Below are 18,528 nucleotides of genomic sequence, written 5' to 3'. Positions count from 1 at the left end.
AGGGGCGGCGGGGACGGATCGTCGTCTATCCTCCGATTCGAGTGGGACCGGCTTCGGTCCTGCCCGCAATCTTGAGGAGGTGGGTCCGGTTCCCGGTACCGACGCAGGGACCGACAACGGCCAGGCGGAGCAGCCCGAGGGCCTGGGCACGAGCGTGGGCATGTCCACGGAGACGACCGCCGAGCGCAGCGCGCGCTTCGAGCGGGACGCGCTCGAATTCCTCGACCAGATGTACTCGGCCGCGCTGCGCATGACGCGCAACCCGGCGGACGCGGAGGACCTGGTGCAGGAGACGTACGCCAAGGCGTACGCGTCCTTCCACCAGTTCCGCGAGGGCACCAACCTCAAGGCGTGGCTGTACCGGATCCTCACCAACACCTTCATCAACTCCTACCGCAAGAAGCAGCGTGAGCCGCAGCGTTCGGCGGCGGAGGAGATCGAGGACTGGCAGCTCGCCCGCGCCGAGTCGCACATGTCGACGGGCTTGCGCTCCGCGGAGTCGCAGGCGCTCGACCATCTGCCGGACTCGGACGTGAAGGAAGCGCTCCAGGCCATCCCCGAGGAATTCCGGATCGCCGTGTATCTGGCCGACGTAGAGGGCTTTGCGTACAAGGAGATCGCGGACATCATGGGGACACCCATCGGTACGGTGATGTCCCGGCTGCACCGGGGCCGCCGTCAACTGCGCGGCATGCTCGAGGACTACGCTCGTGAGCGCGGGCTGGTCCCGGCCGGCGCCGGAGAGTCGAACGAAGCGAAAGGCTCGGGCTCATGAGCTGCGGAGAGCCGCACGAGACGGACTGCAGTGAGGTACTCGACCATCTCTACGAGTTCCTCGACAGTGAGATGCCGGACGTCGATCGCGCCAAGTTCAAGCAGCACTTCGAGGAGTGCTCGCCGTGCCTGGAGAAGTACGGCCTCGAGCAGGCCGTGAAGAAGCTGGTCAAGCGGTGCTGCGGACATGACGACGTGCCGAGCGACCTGCGCGCCAAGGTGCTGGGGCGGCTCGACATGATCCGCTCCGGCCAGGCCGTGCCCGACCACGACGTCACGGCCACCCCGCAGGAATCCTGAACGCACGGCCGTCACTCGAACGTGCTAATCCCCCGGTCATAAGACCGCGGACCTCCCCGGCCGCCCTAGGCTCCGTTGCTTGAAGCGCGTGGCCTGGGAGGGGCGTATGGAGGCGACACCCGCACGGGCACGTTGCTACGTCTTCTGCGTCGTCCTCGCCGCTCTGTACTGCGCCCACACACTGCCGACGGCACACGTCCCCTGGTGGGCGGTGGCCCTGCTCGCCGCCCTCTACGCCGGGGGCGAGCGGCTGTCCGGCTCGTTCTATCCCGTGCTCCTCGCCGGGGCCTTCCTGCTGCCACCGGCCGCCGCGGCACTGGTCGCGGTGCCGGGCGCGCTGCTGGGACCGGTGTCGGAAGTGACGCCTGCCGGGCGACGCCTGGCACGCTCCCCCGCTGCCTCAAGGGCGCGGGAGGTGCCCCCACCCGCCGCGCCGGACGAAAGCCCGAGTACGTCCGCTCCATCAACGAGGCCCTCCGCCCGGCACGCCGAGAACACACTCCCCCACGCTCGAACCCGAGTTCGCGCGGGAGCACCCCCAACGCCGCCGCCCGGCCCGCCCTCCGCGCGGACGGCGTCACTTCCGACACAGGCCCCGGCCCCGGTCGCCGGGCGCCCGGCCCTGCTGCGCCGGGTGTGGCGGGCGGCGCGGCTCATGGTCGCGGTGTGGGCGGCCGCCCGGGTGCACTGGGCACTCGGCGAGCAGGACGCCGTGGTCGCCGCCGACTTCCCGTACGCGCTGCTGCCCGCCGGCGCCGCCGTGTTGGCGTTCGCCCTGACCCTGGTCCTGCTGGACGGCGGCATCGTGGCGCTGGCCGAACACGTGCCCGTACGGCGTGCCTGGCGGGGGCAGTTCCTGCGCTCGCTCGCGCCGATCGCCGTGCACGGGCTGGCCGGGCTGATGATGGCCGTGCTCTGGCGCAGCCCCTTCGGACCGGTCGCCGCGCTGCTCGTGCTGCTGCCGATGTGCGTGTCGTGGTGGGCGTTCGCCCAGTACCACCGGGAGCGCGCGGCCCATCAGGCGACCATCCGGGCGCTCGTCCAGGCCGTCGACATCAAGGACGGCTACACCCGCGGCCACAGTGAGCGCGTCGGTCAGGCCTCCCTGATGATCGCGCGCGAGCTGGGCCTGGCCGACGAGCGTGTCGAGGTGCTGCGCTTCGCCGGGATCCTGCACGACGTCGGCAAACTGGGCGTGCCCACCCGGCTGCTGCGCAAGAGCGGGCCGCTGACGCCCGAGGAGCGCCGGGTGATCGAGCTGCACCCCGAGTACGGGCACGAGATGGTCCGCGGGATCTCCTTCCTCGGCGAGGCCCGGGCCGCCGTACTGCACCACCACGAACGGCTGGACGGCACCGGGTACCCGTACGGGCTGAGCGGAAGTCAGATCCCGGAGTCGGCCCGGGTGGTGGCGGTCGCGGACGCCTTCGACGCGATGACGTCGACCCGGTCCTACTCGCGGGCCCGGCCCGTGCCCGTGGCGCTGCGGGAGCTCGAGAAGTGCGCGGGCTCGCAGTTCGACCCGCGCATGGTCACGGCCCTCGTCCGCGCCGTCGGCCGGCACGGCTGGCATCCCGCCGTGACCGCCGACGAGCCGCCCGGCCCCGCTGTCCGGCCGTCGGCCGCCGATGTCCCCGGAGTGCACCGATGAGTGGCCCGCGACCACCTGCCCTGCTCACCGTCGTCCACGCCTGCGCCGCCCTCCTCGCCGCCGGCTGCCTGCTCGGCGTCCTGCCCACCGGCCTCGACGAGCGCGGCACGGCCCTCGCCTTCGGCGCCCTCATCACCCTCGGCGAACTCACCCGGTGGACCGGGGCCGAGGGCAGGGAGGCCGCACCGCTCGGCGCCGCCGCGGCGCTGTCGTACGCCCTGCTGGGGGAGAACGGCTCGGAGCCCACCCGGCACGGTGTCGCACAGGTCATCGGCGTCGTCGTGGTCGCCTCGCTGCTCGGCAGCGTGCCGCACATCGCGCGCGGACGCCCCGTCCTGGACCACCTCGCCCGGCGCGTGCTCACCGTCGGCTTCGCCGCCGTCTGCTTCCAACCCCTGTTCAACCAGGGCACGTTCCACGGCTGGGGCACCCCCTACGCGCTGCTCCTGCTCGCGATCCTCACCCTCACGTGCCTGTGCGACGCCCTGCTCGCCGCCGCGCTGGCCCACTCGCGCACCCGATGGCCGTTCGGGCCGCTGCTGCGGGACGAGCTGCGGGCGACCCTCGGCATCGGGTCGGCCGTCTGCGCGACGGGCGCGGTGATGGCGCTCGCGGTCGCCGTGGTCGGGCTGTGGGCGCTGCCCGTCTTCTCGCTGCCGCTGCTGCTCACCCAGATGTCCTTCCGCCGCTGCGCCGCCGTGCGGACCACCTACCGGCAGACCATCGCCTCCCTCGCCCGCGCCACCGAGATCGCCGGGTACACCCCCGCCGGACACGCCCGGCGGGTCGCCGCGCTCAGCCGGGCGGTCGGCCGGGACCTGGGCCTGTCCGAGGCCGAGCTCACCGTGCTGGAGTACGCCGCCCTCATGCACGACATCGGGCAGCTCAGCCTGGTCGACCCGGTGCCGGCCGGTGCCACCGCCGAGCTGCCCGTCACACAGCAGCGGCGGATCGCGCTGCTCGGCGGGGCCGTGGTACGGCAGACCGGGGTGAACCCGCAGGTCGCGATGGTCGTGGAGCGCATCGCCGACCCCTGCCCGGAGCAGCCGCTTGCGGCGCGGATCGTGCGGGCGGTCAACGCCTACGAGGAGAAGGCGCGGGACGCGGGGCCCGGCGGGCCGCTGAAGGCGCTGGAGGAGCTGCGGCTGGGGACGGCGGGGGAGTACTCGCCGGAGGTGGTCGAGTCGCTCGCACGGGTACTGTCCAGAGACTGTCTGATGATGCCCAGGGCTGGGTAACCCATGGGTAATGAGCGCCCTTCCAGCCGTACGTGGTTGGATGCGAATGAGAGGGTGTCCGGGGGCAGCACTAGCCAGCCCATCTCCACGGAACTGGCAGGCGGGAATCGTGAGGATCTTCGGCAAGGGACGGCACCGGCCCTCCGCCTCCTGGCGGCAGGCCACCGACCGGGCGTTCACGCTCATCGGCGACGGCCGGTACGAGGACGCGGGCGCGCTGTTGACACGTGCCGCCGATCTGGAGCCCTGGCTTTCGGAGTCCTGGTTCAACCTCGCGCTGCTGCACAAGTTCCGGCACGACTGGGAGCAGGCCCGGGCGGCCGGACTGCGTGCCGTGGCGCTCCTCGACCGGGAGACCGGGGCGCCCGACTGGTGGAACGTCGGCATCGCGGCCACCGCGCTGCAGGACTGGCCGCTGGCCCGGCGGGCCTGGCAGGCGTACGGGCTGCGGGTGCCGGGCGGCGCGACCGATTCCGGTGAGCCGGTCGGCATGGACCTGGGCAGCGCGGCCGTACGGCTGTCCCCGGAGGGGGAGGCCGAGGTCGTGTGGGGGCGGCGGCTCGACCCCGCCCGGATCGAGGTGCTGTCGATTCCGCTGCCGTCGTCCGGGCGGCGCTGGGGCGAGGTCGTGCTGCACGACGGGGTGCCGCATGGCGAGCGGACCACGGCCTCCGGGCACGCCTACCCGGTCTTCGACGAGATCGAGCTGTGGGCGCCGTCGCCGGTGCCGACCTGGGTGGTGCTCCTCGAGGCCGCCACAGAGGCCGACCGGGACGCGCTGGAGCAGCTCGCGGCGGACGCCGGGTTCGCCGCGGAGGACTGGTCGTCGTCGGTGCGGCTGCTGTGCCGGATGTGTTCGGAGTCACGGATGCCCTCGGACGAGGGTGACGGGGAGCACCTGGACCCGCATGACCACAGCGAACCGGGTCACCCCGGGCCCCTGGGGCACCGGACCGACGGACAGCTCTGGGTACCGGAGCGGGAGTGCGGGGTGGCGGCGCCGGCCTCGCTGGTCCGGGGGTTGCTGGACGGGTGGGTCGCGGACAGCCCGGACTCCAGGGACTGGCGGGATCTCGAAGAGGTCTGCTGAGGATTCCCCGTACCCTGTATCAGCATCACAGCTCCCTTCGTTTCATTTGTTTGTGCAGGAAGGCATCCGTAGGCCATGGCCCAGCAGGACACCGAGCAGCAGCACGCGGGCGTGCTTCCCGTGGACGACGAGGGGTTCGTCGTCGACACCGAGGACACGGAGGAGCGCGAGAACGCCTGGCGTGAGCGCGGCACCTCGCGGCCGATCACCGTCGTGGGGAACCCGGTCCTGCACCGGGAGTGCAAGGACGTCACCGAGTTCGGCGCCGAGCTGGACCAACTGGTCGCGGACATGTTCGCCTCGCAGCGCACCGCCGAGGGTGTGGGGCTTGCCGCCAACCAGATCGGCGTCGATCTGAAGGTCTTCGTCTACGACTGCCAGGACGACCAGGGCGCACGGCACGTCGGCGTCGTCTGCAACCCCAAGCTGGTGGAGCTGCCCGCCGACCGGCGCCGCCTGGACGACAGCAACGAGGGCTGCCTGTCCGTGCCGACCGCGTACGCGCCACTCGCCCGCCCCGACTACGCCGAGGTGACCGGGCAGGACGAGAAGGGCAACCCCATCAAGGTGCGCGGCACCGGCTACTTCGCCCGCTGTCTGCAGCACGAGACCGACCACCTGTACGGCTACCTCTACATCGACCGTCTCTCCAAGCGCGAGCGCAAGGACGCGCTGCGGCAGATGGCCGAGAACGAGCCCCGCTACCCCGTGGTCGCCAACGACTGAGTCTCCTCCGCACGGCGCCCGGTCCGGTTTCCCCTTCCGGCCGGGCGCCGTTCGCATGTCCGTCGCGCGTTCGATCTCGTGCAGGAAACAAGCAAATCCGTTCCCAAAACGGTCAGTTGTGGTGCTGAATGGAAGCGCGGGGACAGGCGGCTGAGGGGAGTTCGTTCGTGCATGCTTTCTCAGACAGCACCACAGCGACACCGGCGGCGGTCCCGGTGCCACCGTCGCTCTCTCTCCCGGTGATCGAGGCGGCGTTTCCCAGGCAACTCCATCCGTATTGGCCCCGGCTCCAGGAGAAGACCCGCACCTGGCTGCTTCAGAAGCGGCTGATGCCGCCCGACAAGGTCGAGGACCATGCCGACGGCCTTTGCTACACCGACCTCATGGCGGGGTACTACATGGGCGCCCCGGACGATGTCCTCCAGGCGATCGCGGACTACAGCGCGTGGTTCTTCGTGTGGGACGACCGGCACGACCGCGACATCGTCCATCACCGCCCGGAAGCGTGGCGGCGGCTCGAACTACGGCTGCACGCGGCGCTGGAGTCCCCCGAGGAGCATCTGCACCACGAGGACCCGCTGGTCGCGGGGCTCGCGGACAGCGTGGGGCGGCTGTACTCCTTCCTTCCCGGCACCTGGAACGCCCGGTTCGCCCGGCACTTCCACGCCGTGATAGAGGCGTACGACCAGGAATTCCACAACCGCACCGAGGGACGAATCCCCACGGTCGAGGAATACCTCGAACTGCGCCGGCTCACCTTCGCGCACGCGATCTGGACCGATCTGCTGGAGCCGAGCGCCGGAATGGAACTTCCGGATCCCGTGCGAAACCACCCGGCATATCGGCGGGCGGCACTGCTGAGTCAGGATTTCGCCGCCTGGTACAACGATCTGTGCTCGTTCCCGAAGGAAATAGCGGGCGACGAGGTCCACAATCTCGGAATCAGCCTCATCACCCACAAAGGGCTCACTCTCGAAGAGACGGTGACGGAAGTCAGACGACGGGTCGAGGACTGTGTGTCCGACTTCCTCGTCGCCGAGCGCGAGGCCCGGGAATTCGCCGACTCCCTGGCCGACGGCACGCGGCACGGAAAGGAACTCGCCACCGCCGTGCGCGCCTGCGTCGGCAATATGCGCAACTGGTTCAGCTCGGTCTACTGGTTCCACCACGAGTCCGGTCGCTACCGGGTCGAGAGCTGGGACGACCGGTCCACGCCCCCGTACGTCGACAACGAAGCGGCAGGTGAGCTATGACCATCGACTCCGTCCGCCCCGAGGCCCGGCCACCCGCGCCGCCGGAACTGCGCGAACCGCCGCTCGCCGGCGGCAGGGTTCCGCTGCTCGGCCACGGCTGGAAGCTGGTCCGCGATCCGCTGGCCTTCGTGGCGGCGCTCCGCGATCACGGCGACGTCGTGCGCATCAAGCTCGGCCCGAAGACGGTGTACGCCGTCACCACGCCGGACCTCACCGGCGCGCTGGCGCTGAGCACCGACTTCGAGATCGCCGGGCCGCTGTGGGAGTCCCTGGAGAGCCTGCTCGGCAAGGAGGGCGTGGCCACCGCCAACGGCCCCCGGCACCGGCGTCAGCGGCGCACCCTCCAGCCCGCCTTCCGGCTCGACGCGATCCCCGCGTACGGGCCGGTCATGGCTCAGGAGGCGCACGCCCTGACCGAGCGCTTCAGGCCCGGTGAGACCGTCGACTGCACCGCCGAGTCCTTCCGGATCGCCGTGCGGATCGTCGCCCGCTGTCTGCTGCGCGGCGCCTACATGGACGAGCGGGCCGACCGGCTGTGCGCCGCGCTCGACACCCTCTTCAGCGGCATGTACCGGCGGATGGTGATCCCGCTCGGGCCGCTTTACAAGCTGCCGCTCCCCGCCAACCGCGCATTCAACGGCGCCCTGGCCGATTTTCATCTCCTGGTCGACGAGGTCGTCGCCGAACGCCGGGCATCCGGTCAAAAGCCGGACGATTTGCTGACGGCATTGCTGGCGGCGAAGGACGAGAATGGCGAACCCATCGGAGAGCAGGAGATCCACGACCAGGTCGTCGCGATATTCACCGCCGGCACCGAAACCGTGGCCTCCACGATCTTGTGGCTGCTCCAAGTGCTCGCGGAACACCCGGAACACGCCGACAAGGTACGCACGGAGGTCGAATCGGTCACCGGCGGCCGGCCCGTGGCATTCGAGGACGTCCGCGGGCTGAGGCACACCAACAATGTCGTCGTGGAGGCGATACGGCTGCGCCCCGCGATCTGGATTCTGACGAGACGGGCGGTGACCGACACATCACTCGGTGGCTATCGCATTCCAGCCGGGGCCGACATCGTCTACAGCCCCTACGCCATCCAGCGCGACCCGAAGTCGTACGGCCACCACCTCGAGTTCGACCCCGATCGCTGGCTTCCGGAACGCGCCAAGGAGGTGCCGAAATACGCCATGAGCCCGTTCGGCGTCGGCAACCGCAAGTGTCCGAGCGACCACTTCTCCATGGCGATGCTGACACTGATCACGGCGGCGCTGTCCGCCGAGTACCGCCTCGAACAGGCGCCCGGCTCGAACGACACGACCCGGGTGGGCATCACGCTGCACCCGCACACGCTGTTGCTGCGCTCCGTGCCGTGGGAGTGACTCAGGCGGCCGCCTCGGGGCCCTGGAACGTCCGCCGGTAGGCGTTCGGCGTCGTCCCCAGCGACCGTACGAACTGATGGCGCAGCGCGGCCGCGGTGCCGAACCCCGTTCGGCCCGCGATCGCGTCCACCGTCTCGTCCGTCGCCTCCAGCAACTGCTGGGCCAGCAGCACCCGTTGGCGCAGGATCCAGCGGTAGGGAGTGGTGCCGGTCTCCTGCTGGAAGCGGCGGGCGAAGGTGCGCGGCGACATGAGGGCGCGCTCGGCGAGCTGCTCGACGGTGACGTCCTCGTCGAGGTGGCGCTCCATCCAGGCCAGCACCGCGCCGACCGTGTCGCACTGGGAGCGGGGCAGCGGGCGCTCGATGTACTGGGCCTGCCCGCCGTCCCGGTGCGGCGGCACCACCATGCGCCGGGCGATCTTGTTGGCGACCTCGAGCCCCTGCTCCTGCCGCACGATGTGCAGACAGGCGTCGATGCCGGCGGCGGTGCCGGCGCTGGTGACCACCGGCCCCTCGTCGACGTACAGCACATCGGGCTCGACGACCGCCCGCGGGTGTTGGCGGGACAGTTCCCCGGCGTGCTTCCAGTGCACACTGCAGCGCCGCCCGTCGAGCAGCCCGGCCGCCCCCAGCACGAAGACGCCGGAGCACACGCTGAGCACCCGCGCACCCCGCTCGACGGCCCTGACCAGGGCGTCCAGCAGCTCGGGCGGATAGTCGCGGGTGACGAAGTCGTCCCCCGCCGGCACGGCGATCAGATCGGCCTCCTCCAGCCGCTCCAGGCCGTACGGTGTGGAGACGGACAGGCCGCCGACATGGGTGCCCAGCGTCGGTCCCTCCGCCGAGACGACGGCGAAATCGTAGGTGGGCAGCCCCTCGTCGCTGCGGTCGATGCCGAACACCTCGCACACGACGCCCAGTTCAAAGGGGTGCACGCCGTCGAGCAGGACGGCCGCCACGTTCTTCAGCATGCTGCCAGTGTGCCTCAGAAGTGGCAGTAAATCGAGGGTGTACGGCAGTCCTGCCACTGTCAGGAGTGTCCTGTCGGTATGAGACTTACGGCATGGACGCACTCCTCGAATACATGGCCGTAGTGGTTCTCTTTGTCCTCCTGGCGGGTCCGGCGCTCGTGGGACACCTTCACGAGCGCCGGATCGACCGCCAGCTGAGGGCGGCCGAGGCTCAGAAGTCCTCGTCCAGGTCGACGGTGCCCTCCACCGCCACCTGGTACGCCGACGGACGCCGCTCGAAGAAGTTGGTCAGCTCCTGAACGCCCTGCAGCTCCATGAAGCTGAAGGGGTTCTCGGAGCCGTACACCGGAGCGAAGCCGAGCCGCGTCAGACGCTGGTCGGCGACACACTCCAGGTACTGCCGCATCGAGTCGGTGTTCATGCCCGGGAGGCCGTCACCGCACAGGTCGCGCGCGAACTGCAGCTCGGCCTCGACGGCCTCCCTCAGCATGTCGGTGACCTGCTGCTGAAGCCGGTCGTCGAAGAGCTCCGGCTCCTCCTTGCGGACGGTGTCCACGACGTCGAACGCGAAGGACATGTGCATCGTCTCGTCGCGGAACACCCAGTTGGTGCCGGTGGCCAGACCGTGCAGCAGGCCCCGACTGCGGAACCAGTAGACGTAGGCGAAGGCGCCGTAGAAGAACAGGCCCTCGATGCACGCCGCGAAGCAGATCAGGTTGAGCAGGAAGCGACGCCGGTCGGCCTGGCTCTCCAGGCGCTCCAGCTTCTCGACCTCGTTGATCCACTTGAAGCAGAACTCGGCCTTCTCGCGGATGGAGGGGATGTTCTCCACGGCCGCGAAGGCGGCGGCGCGGTCCTCCGGGTCGGGGAGGTAGGTGTCCAGCAGCGTCAAGTAGAACTGGACGTGGACGGCCTCCTCGAAGAGCTGGCGCGAGAGATACAGGCGCGCCTCGGGGGAGTTGATGTGCTTGTACAGCGTCAGCACCAGGTTGTTGGCGACGATCGAGTCGCCCGTCGCGAAGAAGGCGACCAGCCGGCCGATGAGGTGCTGCTCGGCGGGGCTGAGCTTGGCGAGGTCGGCGACGTCCGAGTGGAGGTCGACCTCCTCGACGGTCCAGGTGTTCTTGATGGCGTCCCGGTAGCGCTCGTAGAAGTCGGGGTAGCGCATCGGGCGCAGAGTCAGCTCGAAGCCCGGGTCGAGCAGGTTCTGGTTACGGGTGGTCATTACTGGCAGGCCTCGCAGGACTCGGGGTTTTCCAGGGAGCAGGCGACGGCGTCTTCGGGGGCCGGCTGCTGTACGGGGATGGTGGCCTGGGCGGCGCGGGCGATGCGGGTCGCCGGGCGCGAGCGCAGGTAGTACGTCGTCTTCAGGCCCGATTTCCAGGCGTACGCGTACATCGAGGAGAGCTTGCCGATGGTCGGCGTCTCCATGAACAGGTTCAGGGACTGGGACTGGTCCAGGAACGGGGTCCGGGCGGCGGCCATGTCGATGAGCCCGCGCTGCGGGATCTCCCACGCCGTGCGGTACAGCGCCCGTACGTCCGCCGGGATCCAGGCGAAGTCCTGCACCGAGCCGCCCGACTCGCGCAGCGCCTCACGGGTGCGGTCGTCCCAGACGCCGAGCCGCTTCAGTTCGTCGACCAGGTAGGAGTTGACCTGGAGGAACTCACCGGAGAGCGTCTCGCGCTTGAACAGGTTGGACACCTGCGGCTCGATGCACTCGTACACGCCGGCGATCGACGCGATGGTGGCGGTGGGCGCGATGGCGAGCAGGAGGGAGTTGCGCATGCCGGTCGTGGCGATACGGCTGCGCAGCGCGGCCCAGCGCTCCGGCCAGGTGAGTTCGACGCCGTAGTGGTCGGGGTGCAGGACCCCCTTGGCGGTACGGGTCTTCTCCCAGGCCGGCAGCGGACCGCCCCGCTCGGCGAGGTCGGCCGAGGCCTCGTACGCGGCGAGCATGATGCGCTCGGCGATACGCGTGGAGAGGTCCTTGGCCTCCGGCGAGTCGAAGGGCAGCCGCAGCTTGAAGAAGACGTCCTGCAGCCCCATCGCGCCCAGGCCCACCGGCCGCCACTTGGCGTTCGACCGGCCCGCCTGCTCGGTCGGGTAGAAGTTGATGTCGACGACGCGGTCCAGGAAGGTGACGGCGGTGCGCACGGTGGCGTCGAGCCGCTCCCAGTCGATGTCGCCGGTCGCCGTGTCCACGAAGGTGCCGAGGTTGACCGACCCCAGGTTGCAGACCGCTGTCTCCCCGTCGTCGGTGACCTCCAGGATCTCCGTGCAGAGGTTGGAGGAGTGCACGACATGGCCCGGCAGCGCCGTCTGGTTGGCGGTGCGGTTGGCGGCGTCCTTGAAGGTCATCCAGCCGTTGCCGGTCTGCGCGAGGGTGCGCATCATGCGGCCGTAGAGGTCACGGGCCGGGATGGTCTTCTTCGCGAGCCCGGCGGCCTCCGCCTTGCGGTACGCCGCGTCGAACTCCTCGCCCCACAGATCGACCAGCTCGGGCACGTCGGAGGGGGAGAACAGGCTCCACACCTCATCGGCGTTGACCCGGCGCATGAACTCGTCCGGGACCCAGTGCGCGAGGTTCAGGTTGTGCGTACGGCGGGCGTCCTCACCGGTGTTGTCGCGCAGCTCCAGGAACTCCTCGATGTCGGAGTGCCAGGTCTCCAGGTAGACCGCGGCCGCGCCCTTGCGCCGGCCGCCCTGGTTCACGGCGGCGACCGAGGCGTCGAGGGTCTTCAGGAACGGGACGATGCCGTTGGAGTGCCCGTTGGTGCCGCGGATCAGCGAACCGCGGCTGCGGATGCGGGAGTACGCGATGCCGATGCCGCCGGCGTGCTTCGAGAGGCGGGCGACCTGGTGGTAGCGGTCGTAGATGGAGTCCAGCTCGTCGAGAGGGGAGTCGAGGAGGTAGCAGGACGACATCTGGGGGTGCCGGGTGCCGGAGTTGAACAGGGTGGGGGAGGAGGGGAGGTAGTCGAGGCGGCTCATGAGCCCGTAGAGCGCGGCGACTTCGTCCACGGAGCGGGGGGTGTCGTCCTCGGCGAGGCCCGCCGCGACGCGCAGCATGAAGTGCTGGGGCGTCTCGATGACCTTGCGGGTGTGGGGGTGGCGCAGGAGGTAGCGGCTGTGCAGGGTGCGCAGGCCGAAGTAGCCGAAGCGGTCGTCGCCCGCCGGGTCGATGAGCGCGTCCAGCCGGGCCGCGTGGACGCGCGCGAACTCGGCGGTCCGGTCGGCGATGAGGCCCTCCCGGTGCCCGACCGCGACCGACTCGGTGAAGGACGTCACGCCCTGCGAGGCGGCCTCGGCGGCGATGGAGATGGTCAGCAGCCGGGCGGCCAGCCTGCTGTAGGCGGGGTCCTCGGAGATGAGACCGGCGGCCGCCTCGGTGGCCAGCTCGCGCAGCTCCGTCTCGTCCGCGAGGGCGGACCGGCCGCGCAGCGCGGCGGCGGCGACCCGGCCGGCGTCGGCGTCGGGGAGGTCGGCGGTCAGCTCGGTGAGGGTCCGCAGCAAAGCGGTTCCCGGAGCGTCCTCGTTGGTCGGGACGGCTGAGGCCGGGTCTGCTGGCGCGATGGTCACGTGGGGGCTCTCCCTCGCTCGGCACGGGGGCCTTGCGGAGGGCAGGGGCAGCTCACGAGCGCACGCGGCGTCGCGTCCACCGGCCCATTCCACGAGGCCCGGACGTCAGGGCGCACCGGCCGGGTGGCCGGGCGCGCTGTCGGCAGGTCCTCGGACTGACTCCTGTGCACGGCGTTTTTCGGGAACGGACATGCACAAGTACACCGTTGCGGGACAGTTCCGGATTCGCACCGGATTCCCCTGCGGCGACAGCGAGGAAGAGCATACATCTTGTGCTCGCCCGCCACGCCACCCCCAGATGTTGTGTCGCGGTGGTTTCAGAGCGTCAACTCGTAGGTGAGGAGAGTGATGTCGTCCAGATGCGGGATCGGGTTCCAGTCCCGCTCGGGTGTGCGGACGAAGCCCATGCGTTCGTAGATGCGGTGAGCGCCGTGCATCGTGCGCTGGGTCGACAGCACGATCCGTACGCAGCCCTGCGTGGCCCGTGCACGGTCGACGCAGGCGCGTACGAGGGCCTCGCCGGCGCCCCGGCCCCGCGCGTCGTGCGCGACCGCGAGCATGCGGATCTCGGCCTCGCCGGGGGCGGCTATGTCGGCCATCGGGCCGCCGCTCGGCACGAAGGTCACGCCGCCCAGCAGCCGGCCGCTCTCGACGGCCACCAGCACCTCGGCGGCGGCCGCCCGCTTGGCCACGTCCCTCAGCTCGGCCAGGTATGCGTCACTCTCGCCGAAGTCGAGGAGGCCGTCCTGGAGGTAGGCCTGGGCGGTGATCTCGCCGAGCCTGTCGTATTCGCCGGGTTCCGCCTGCCGGATCGCGATGTCCATGCGGGCGAGTCTGCCGGACGGGTACGACAACGGGCCGCCGGATTCCTCCGGCGGCCCGTCGGCGTCAGGTGCTCAGTGGGACGATCCCGCGGTCGCCGGAGGCAGTTCCACCTGCACGCCCGGGTCGCCCGCGTCCGCCGTGTAGTCCTCCAGCCTGGTCTCGTCGACGCCCTCGGGCGCCTTCGCCGCCTTCAGGACGAAGGTCAGGACCACCGTCACCACCACGTTCAGCACGAACGCCGTCAGACCGATGTAGCCGATCTCACCGATGCCGGGGATCTCCGCCGAGGAGCCGCCGAAGTGCTTCTGCGTCGGGGAGGCGACCCCGTACGCGGCGACCGTGCCGTAGATCATGCCGACCGCCCAGCCGCCCAGCAGCGCCCAGCGGTGGAACCAGCGGGTGAACAGGCCGCCGACCAGGGCCGGGAAGGTCTGCAGGATCCAGATGCCGCCCAGGAGCTGGAAGTTGATGGCGACCGTCTTGTCCATCGCCAGGACGAAGACCAGCGCACCCACCTTCACCAGCAGGGAGACCAGCTTGGAGACCTTGGTCTCCTGCTCGGCCGTGGCGTCCGGCCTGATGAAGTCCTTGTAGATGTTGCGGGTGAAGAGATTTGCCGCCGCGATGGACATGATCGCCGCAGGCACCAGGGCGCCGATGCCGATCGCCGCGAAGGCCACGCCCGCGAACCAGTCGGGGAACATGTTCTCGAAGAGCTGGGGGATCGCCAACTGGGGGTTGGCGACGATGACTCCGGCCGCGATGGCCATGAAGCCGAGCAGCGCCAGCATGCCGAGCATCAGGGAGTACAGCGGCAGGATCGTCGTGTTGCGGCGGATCACTTCACGGCTGCGCGAGGACAGCGTCGCCGTGATCGAGTGGGGGTACATGAAGAGTGCCAGTGCCGACCCGAACGCCAGCGTGGCGTACCCCCAGTGCCCCGCCGCGGGCGGGATGAGCCCGCCCACACCGTTCTCCGTGTACTTCTTGTCCGCCGCGGCGAAGATCTCGTCGAACCCGCCCAGCTTGATCGGGATGTAGATGATCGCCACCGCGATGACGATGTAGATCAGCGTGTCCTTCACGAACGCGATCAGCGCGGGCGCGCGCAGCCCGGAGGAGTACGTGTACGCGGCCAGGACGCCGAAGGCGATGAGCAGCGGCAGGTCCTTGATGAACCAGTTGGTGTTCTCGCCGCCGCCGATGCCCATCACGTCCAGGACGGCCTGGATGCCGACGAGCTGGAGCGCGATGTACGGCATCGTCGCCAGGATGCCGGTGAGGGCCACCGCCAGCGACAGGCCCTTCGAGCCGAAGCGGCCGCGCACGAAGTCCGAGGTCGTCACATAGCCGTGCTTGTGGGAGACCGACCACAGGCGGGGCAGGAAGGTGAAGATCAGCGGGTAGATGAGGATCGTGTAGGGCACCGCGAAGAAGCCCGCCGCGCCGGCCGCGTAGATCGCCGCCGGGACCGCCACGAAGGTGTACGCCGTGTACAGGTCGCCGCCGAGCAGGAACCAGGTGACCCAGGTGCCGAACGACCGGCCGCCCAGGCCCCATTCGTCCAGGGTGTTCTCGTTGGCGGCCTTGCGCCAGCGCGCGGCCAGGAAGCCCATGACCGTGACGAGCAGGAAGAAGAAGATGAAGACGGCGAGTGCGACGCCGTTCACGCCGTCCTTCACTTGCCACCTCCACGTCGTGCGCGCTGGTCACGCTGCCACAGTTTGTACGCGATCATCGTCAGCGCGGTGGAGATGAGCACCCACAGCATCTGGTACCAGTAGAAGAACGGAATGCTGGCGAACTCCGGATCGGGCTTGGCGTACGAACCGACCCACAGCATCGCCACGAAGGGCGCGACGAGACAGAGCGCGATGACGACCCGTACGGGCGTCACCACCGGCCCTCTGTTCGCTTCTGATGCATCTGACATCTGACGGCTCCGTCCCCTCACTGATCGCCACAGAAACGCGCAGGCAATCTAGGTGACGGTGCACCGACAGCGGAAGACCCTGTCCGCATACCGGATGTGGAGGAATGGTGTGTACGGCGGCCGCGGGTCGTTCTCCTGACGGTCGGTCCGCATCCGCTCGAAGTCGCGCCGGGTGGGCACCCTCGCGTCCGGGTGCTCGCTCCGTACATGCGCGGCATAGCGGTCGTATGGCGCCCGCCAAGGAGAACACCTTCTGCCGGCTCGCGGTGAGCGTCACGGTGGCGTCCCGGGCGAGCGGAACCCCGGTGATCCAGGCCCACTTCAGGCGCCCCGACTTCACCAGCGGCGTGGTGCAGACCGCGAGGGCGACGGCCGCGAAGTGGCCTAATCCTGCGGCCGCTTCAGCCGCGCCACGAACTTGTAGCGGTCCCCCCGGTACACCGACCGCACCCACTCCACCGGCTGCCCCTCCCGGTCCAGCGAGTGCCGGGAGAGCATCAGCATCGGCAGGCCCACGTCGGTGCCGAGCAGGCCCGCCTCGCGCGGGGTGGCCAGCGAGGTCTCGATGGTCTCCTCGGCCTCGGCGAGATGGACGTCGTAGACCTCGGCGAGCGCGGTGTAGAGGGAGGTGTACTTCACCAGGCTGCGCCGGAGCGCCGGGAAGCGCTTCGCGCTGAGGTGGGTCGTCTCGATGGCCATCGGCTCGCCGTTGGCCATGCGCAGTCGCTCGATGCGCAGCACCCGGCCGCCGGCCGTGATGTCGAGCAGGTCGGCGAGGCGGTCGTCGGCGGTGATGTAGCCGATGTCCAGGAGCTGGGAGGTCGGCTCCAGGCCCTGGGCGCGCATGTCCTCGGTGTACGAGGTGAGTTGCAGGGCCTGCGAGACCTTCGGCTTGGCGACGAACGTGCCCTTGCCCTGGATGCGTTCGAGGCGCCCCTCGACGACCAGCTCCTGAAGGGCCTGGCGCACGGTCGTGCGGGAGGTGTCGAACTCGGCCGCCAGCGTGCGCTCGGGCGGGACCGGGGTGCCCGGCGCCTGGGTCTCCGTCATGTCGAGGAGGTGCTTCTTCAGGCGGTAGTACTTGGGCACGCGGGCGGTACGGACGGCAGCGCCGTTCTCGTTCTCCGCACTGCTGACGTCGGTGCTCATGCTTCGCCTTCCCGGCTCCGGATGCGGGTCACATCGTGATCCCTTCTGTATACCTTCGCCGCCACTTTTGGTCTAGTCCATAGCGCTGAGTGGTCTAGCGGCGAGATTACTCCGGCGCCGGGGATTTCGCTGGCTTCTTACTTAAAGGTTCCTGCATATGTAGGTCGCATAACGGCTGGTCAGGGCCCTTTCGATGACCCTTGACAGGGCTTTTGGTCTGGTCCAAGCTCCCCGTACTGGTCTACACCATTGGTCCAGGTCCCGGCCCGTGGGCGGGAGGTGTGGGCATCCCTGAGGAGGGTGGCGTGAAGCGCAAGCTGATATCCGCGATCGGTGTCGCGGGCATGATGATCTCCCTGGCGGCGTGCGGGGGCGACAACGGGGACGGCGGGGACAAGGCCGGGGCGGACGGCTACGAGGGTCAGACGCTCACCGTGTGGGTGATGGACGGCTCCTCCCCGGACCAGTGGCAGAAGGACGTCGCCGCGGCCTTCGAGAAGAAGACCAAGGCGAAGGTCGAGTTCAAGATCCAGCAGTGGAACGGCATCCAGCAGAAGCTGACCACCGCCCTGTCGGAGGAGAACCCGCCGGACGTCTTCGAGATCGGCAACACCCAGACCCCGGCGTACGCCAAGACCGGCGGCCTCGCCGACCTCGCCGACCTGAAGACCGAGATCGGCGCCGACTGGACCGAGTCGCTGAACGAGTCCTCCGTCTTCGACGGCAAGCAGTACGCGGCGCCCTGGTACTTCGCCAACCGCGTCGTCCTCTACAACAAGAGGATCTGGGCCGAGGCGGGCATCAAGGACACCCCCAAGACCCGCGACGAGTTCTACGCCGACCTCGAGCAGATCGGCGAGAAGACCGACGCCGAGCCGATCTACCTGCCCGGCCAGAACTGGTACCACTTCGTCGGCCTGGTGGTCGGCGAGGGCGGCGAACTGGTCAAGAAGGACGGCGACAAGTGGGTCTCCAACCTCGCCGACCCGAAGGTCGCCGCCGCCATGGAGACGTACAAGAAGTTCCAGGCGCTGTCCAAGGCGCCCAAGGACAAGGACGAGTCCACCCCGCAGCAGGGCGAGGTCTTCGGCAAGGGCAACGTCGGTGCCTTCATCGGGATGGGCTGGGAGGCCGGCATCGCGATCGAGGCCAACAAGAAGATCGAGAAGGAGATCGGCTACTTCACCATCCCCGGTGCCACGGCCGACAAGCCCGAGGGCGTCTTCCTCGGCGGCTCCAACCTCGCCGTCGCCGCGGGCAGCAAGAAGCAGGAGCTGGCCAAGGAGTTCCTGAAGATCGCCCTGTCCGACGAGTACGAGGGCGAGCTGGCCAAGCTCAACGGCGTCATCCCCAACAAGGAGTCGCTGCAGACCAACCTCAAGGGCAACGTCGTCGCCGAGGCCGCCGCGCCGGCCGCCGCGGGCGGTGGGACCACTCCGCTGATCCCGGAGTGGGCGGCGGTGGAGAACGCGCCCAACCCGATCAAGACGTACATGACCGCCGTGCTGAGCGGTAAGTCGCCGGCCCAGGCCGCGGCGCAGGTCGAGGACGAGTTCAACAAGCGTCTGGCGCAGCAGCAGTAACGCGCCGGTGTGCGCGCCGGGGCGGGGGAAGCGCATGACGCCCCCCGCCCCGGCGACCGTACGCGGGTCTGAGTGCGT

At 69.6% G+C, this 18,528-nt stretch carries 16 protein-coding genes, 2 pseudogenes and 1 riboswitch; of the genes and pseudogenes, 9 read left to right on the top strand and 9 right to left on the bottom strand.

All coding sequences use genetic code 11. The features are described from left to right. Positions 1 to 79 precede the first annotated feature (79 nt). From sigR to ACP4J3_RS40730, 8 genes are all read left to right on the top strand, one after another. Positions 80 to 775, top strand: a complete 696-nt coding sequence (sigR, locus tag ACP4J3_RS40765; RefSeq protein ID WP_426541557.1) for an RNA polymerase sigma factor SigR — start codon at positions 80 to 82, stop codon at positions 773 to 775. Continuing rightward, entirely contained in the window at positions 772 to 1,074 is a 303-nt protein-coding gene (gene rsrA / locus ACP4J3_RS40760; RefSeq protein ID WP_426541555.1) for a mycothiol system anti-sigma-R factor, read from the top strand. Before sigR ends, rsrA begins: the two co-directional genes overlap by 4 nt. 106 nt (positions 1,075 to 1,180) lie before the next feature. Beyond that, positions 1,181 to 2,725 carry an HD domain-containing phosphohydrolase gene (locus tag ACP4J3_RS40755; protein WP_426541610.1) on the top strand — a complete coding sequence of 515 codons (1,545 nt, stop codon included), beginning with the start codon at positions 1,181 to 1,183 and terminating at the stop codon, positions 2,723 to 2,725. Then, positions 2,722 to 3,963, top strand: coding sequence for an HD-GYP domain-containing protein (locus tag ACP4J3_RS40750; protein ID WP_426541553.1), 1,242 nt, complete (start codon positions 2,722 to 2,724; stop codon positions 3,961 to 3,963). The genes ACP4J3_RS40755 and ACP4J3_RS40750 overlap by 4 nt, the downstream gene beginning before the upstream one ends. 109 nt (positions 3,964 to 4,072) lie before the next feature. After that, positions 4,073 to 5,053, top strand: coding sequence for a tetratricopeptide repeat protein (locus ACP4J3_RS40745; protein WP_426541551.1), 981 nt, complete (start codon positions 4,073 to 4,075; stop codon positions 5,051 to 5,053). Between the two features lie 75 nt (positions 5,054 to 5,128). Beyond that, positions 5,129 to 5,779: a peptide deformylase gene (gene def / locus ACP4J3_RS40740; protein WP_426541549.1), complete on the top strand. Its 651-nt coding sequence runs from the start codon at positions 5,129 to 5,131 to the stop codon at positions 5,777 to 5,779. Between the two features lie 167 nt (positions 5,780 to 5,946). Then, positions 5,947 to 7,032, top strand: coding sequence for an epi-isozizaene synthase (gene cyc1, locus ACP4J3_RS40735; RefSeq protein WP_426541547.1), 1,086 nt, complete (start codon positions 5,947 to 5,949; stop codon positions 7,030 to 7,032). After that, on the top strand, positions 7,029 to 8,408 hold the full coding sequence (locus ACP4J3_RS40730) for a cytochrome P450 (RefSeq protein ID WP_426541545.1): 1,380 nt from the start codon (positions 7,029 to 7,031) through the stop codon (positions 8,406 to 8,408). Before cyc1 ends, ACP4J3_RS40730 begins: the two co-directional genes overlap by 4 nt. Before the next feature lies 1 nt (position 8,409). Here ACP4J3_RS40730 and ACP4J3_RS40725 read toward each other — a convergent pair whose 3' ends face one another. From ACP4J3_RS40725 to ACP4J3_RS40685, 9 genes and pseudogenes are all read right to left on the bottom strand, one after another. Continuing rightward, positions 8,410 to 9,378: a GlxA family transcriptional regulator gene (locus ACP4J3_RS40725; RefSeq protein ID WP_426541543.1), complete on the bottom strand. Its 969-nt coding sequence runs from the start codon at positions 9,376 to 9,378 to the stop codon at positions 8,410 to 8,412. A 211-nt stretch (positions 9,379 to 9,589) separates the two neighbouring features. Then, positions 9,590 to 10,603, bottom strand: coding sequence for a ribonucleotide-diphosphate reductase subunit beta (locus ACP4J3_RS40720; RefSeq protein WP_426541541.1), 1,014 nt, complete (start codon positions 10,601 to 10,603; stop codon positions 9,590 to 9,592). Beyond that, on the bottom strand, positions 10,603 to 12,960 hold the full coding sequence (locus ACP4J3_RS40715; protein ID WP_426541539.1) for a ribonucleoside-diphosphate reductase subunit alpha: 2,358 nt from the start codon (positions 12,958 to 12,960) through the stop codon (positions 10,603 to 10,605). The genes ACP4J3_RS40720 and ACP4J3_RS40715 overlap by 1 nt, the downstream gene beginning before the upstream one ends. A 124-nt stretch (positions 12,961 to 13,084) precedes the next feature. Further along, a riboswitch (cobalamin riboswitch) is annotated at positions 13,085 to 13,225 on the bottom strand. A gap of 52 nt (positions 13,226 to 13,277) precedes the next feature. After that, complete coding sequence (locus ACP4J3_RS40710) at positions 13,278 to 13,784, bottom strand: GNAT family N-acetyltransferase (protein ID WP_426541537.1); 507 nt, start codon at positions 13,782 to 13,784, stop codon at positions 13,278 to 13,280. Between the two features lie 72 nt (positions 13,785 to 13,856). After that, positions 13,857 to 15,467, bottom strand: coding sequence for a monocarboxylate uptake permease MctP (mctP, locus tag ACP4J3_RS40705; protein ID WP_426541535.1), 1,611 nt, complete (start codon positions 15,465 to 15,467; stop codon positions 13,857 to 13,859). Then, on the bottom strand, positions 15,464 to 15,718 hold the full coding sequence (locus ACP4J3_RS40700; RefSeq protein WP_426541533.1) for a DUF3311 domain-containing protein: 255 nt from the start codon (positions 15,716 to 15,718) through the stop codon (positions 15,464 to 15,466). Before ACP4J3_RS40700 ends, mctP begins: the two co-directional genes overlap by 4 nt. 48 nt (positions 15,719 to 15,766) lie before the next feature. Then, a pseudogene (locus tag ACP4J3_RS40695) lies at positions 15,767 to 15,934 on the bottom strand (CstA-like transporter-associated (seleno)protein); the annotation flags it as partial. 25 nt (positions 15,935 to 15,959) lie between these two features. Continuing rightward, positions 15,960 to 16,094, bottom strand: a pseudogene (locus tag ACP4J3_RS40690) (carbon starvation CstA family protein); the annotation flags it as partial. Positions 16,095 to 16,102: 8 nt separating this feature from the next. Next, positions 16,103 to 16,867: a GntR family transcriptional regulator gene (locus ACP4J3_RS40685; protein WP_426541531.1), complete on the bottom strand. Its 765-nt coding sequence runs from the start codon at positions 16,865 to 16,867 to the stop codon at positions 16,103 to 16,105. A gap of 305 nt (positions 16,868 to 17,172) precedes the next feature. On the opposite strand from ACP4J3_RS40685, the gene ACP4J3_RS40680 reads away from it, so the two are divergent. After that, complete coding sequence (locus tag ACP4J3_RS40680; RefSeq protein WP_426541529.1) at positions 17,173 to 18,450, top strand: extracellular solute-binding protein; 1,278 nt, start codon at positions 17,173 to 17,175, stop codon at positions 18,448 to 18,450. Positions 18,451 to 18,528: the final 78 nt, after the last annotated feature.

This window comes from Streptomyces sp. UG1 (genome assembly GCF_049974585.1).
GTDB lineage: Bacteria > Actinomycetota > Actinomycetes > Streptomycetales > Streptomycetaceae > Streptomyces.
This window is presented reverse-complemented; position numbering and strand designations above follow the sequence as displayed.

Coding starts and splice junctions, on each gene's coding strand:
- ACP4J3_RS40730 (WP_426541545.1), top strand. CDS start 7,029: ATGACCATCGACTCCGTCCGCCCCGAGGCCCGGCCACCCGCGCCGCCG.
- ACP4J3_RS40720 (WP_426541541.1), bottom strand. CDS start 10,603: ATGACCACCCGTAACCAGAACCTGCTCGACCCGGGCTTCGAGCTGACT.
- def (WP_426541549.1), top strand. CDS start 5,129: ATGGCCCAGCAGGACACCGAGCAGCAGCACGCGGGCGTGCTTCCCGTG.
- ACP4J3_RS40750 (WP_426541553.1), top strand. CDS start 2,722: ATGAGTGGCCCGCGACCACCTGCCCTGCTCACCGTCGTCCACGCCTGC.
- rsrA (WP_426541555.1), top strand. CDS start 772: ATGAGCTGCGGAGAGCCGCACGAGACGGACTGCAGTGAGGTACTCGAC.
- ACP4J3_RS40725 (WP_426541543.1), bottom strand. CDS start 9,378: ATGCTGAAGAACGTGGCGGCCGTCCTGCTCGACGGCGTGCACCCCTTT.
- ACP4J3_RS40755 (WP_426541610.1), top strand. CDS start 1,181: ATGGAGGCGACACCCGCACGGGCACGTTGCTACGTCTTCTGCGTCGTC.
- ACP4J3_RS40685 (WP_426541531.1), bottom strand. CDS start 16,867: ATGAGCACCGACGTCAGCAGTGCGGAGAACGAGAACGGCGCTGCCGTC.
- ACP4J3_RS40710 (WP_426541537.1), bottom strand. CDS start 13,784: ATGGACATCGCGATCCGGCAGGCGGAACCCGGCGAATACGACAGGCTC.
- ACP4J3_RS40700 (WP_426541533.1), bottom strand. CDS start 15,718: ATGTCAGATGCATCAGAAGCGAACAGAGGGCCGGTGGTGACGCCCGTA.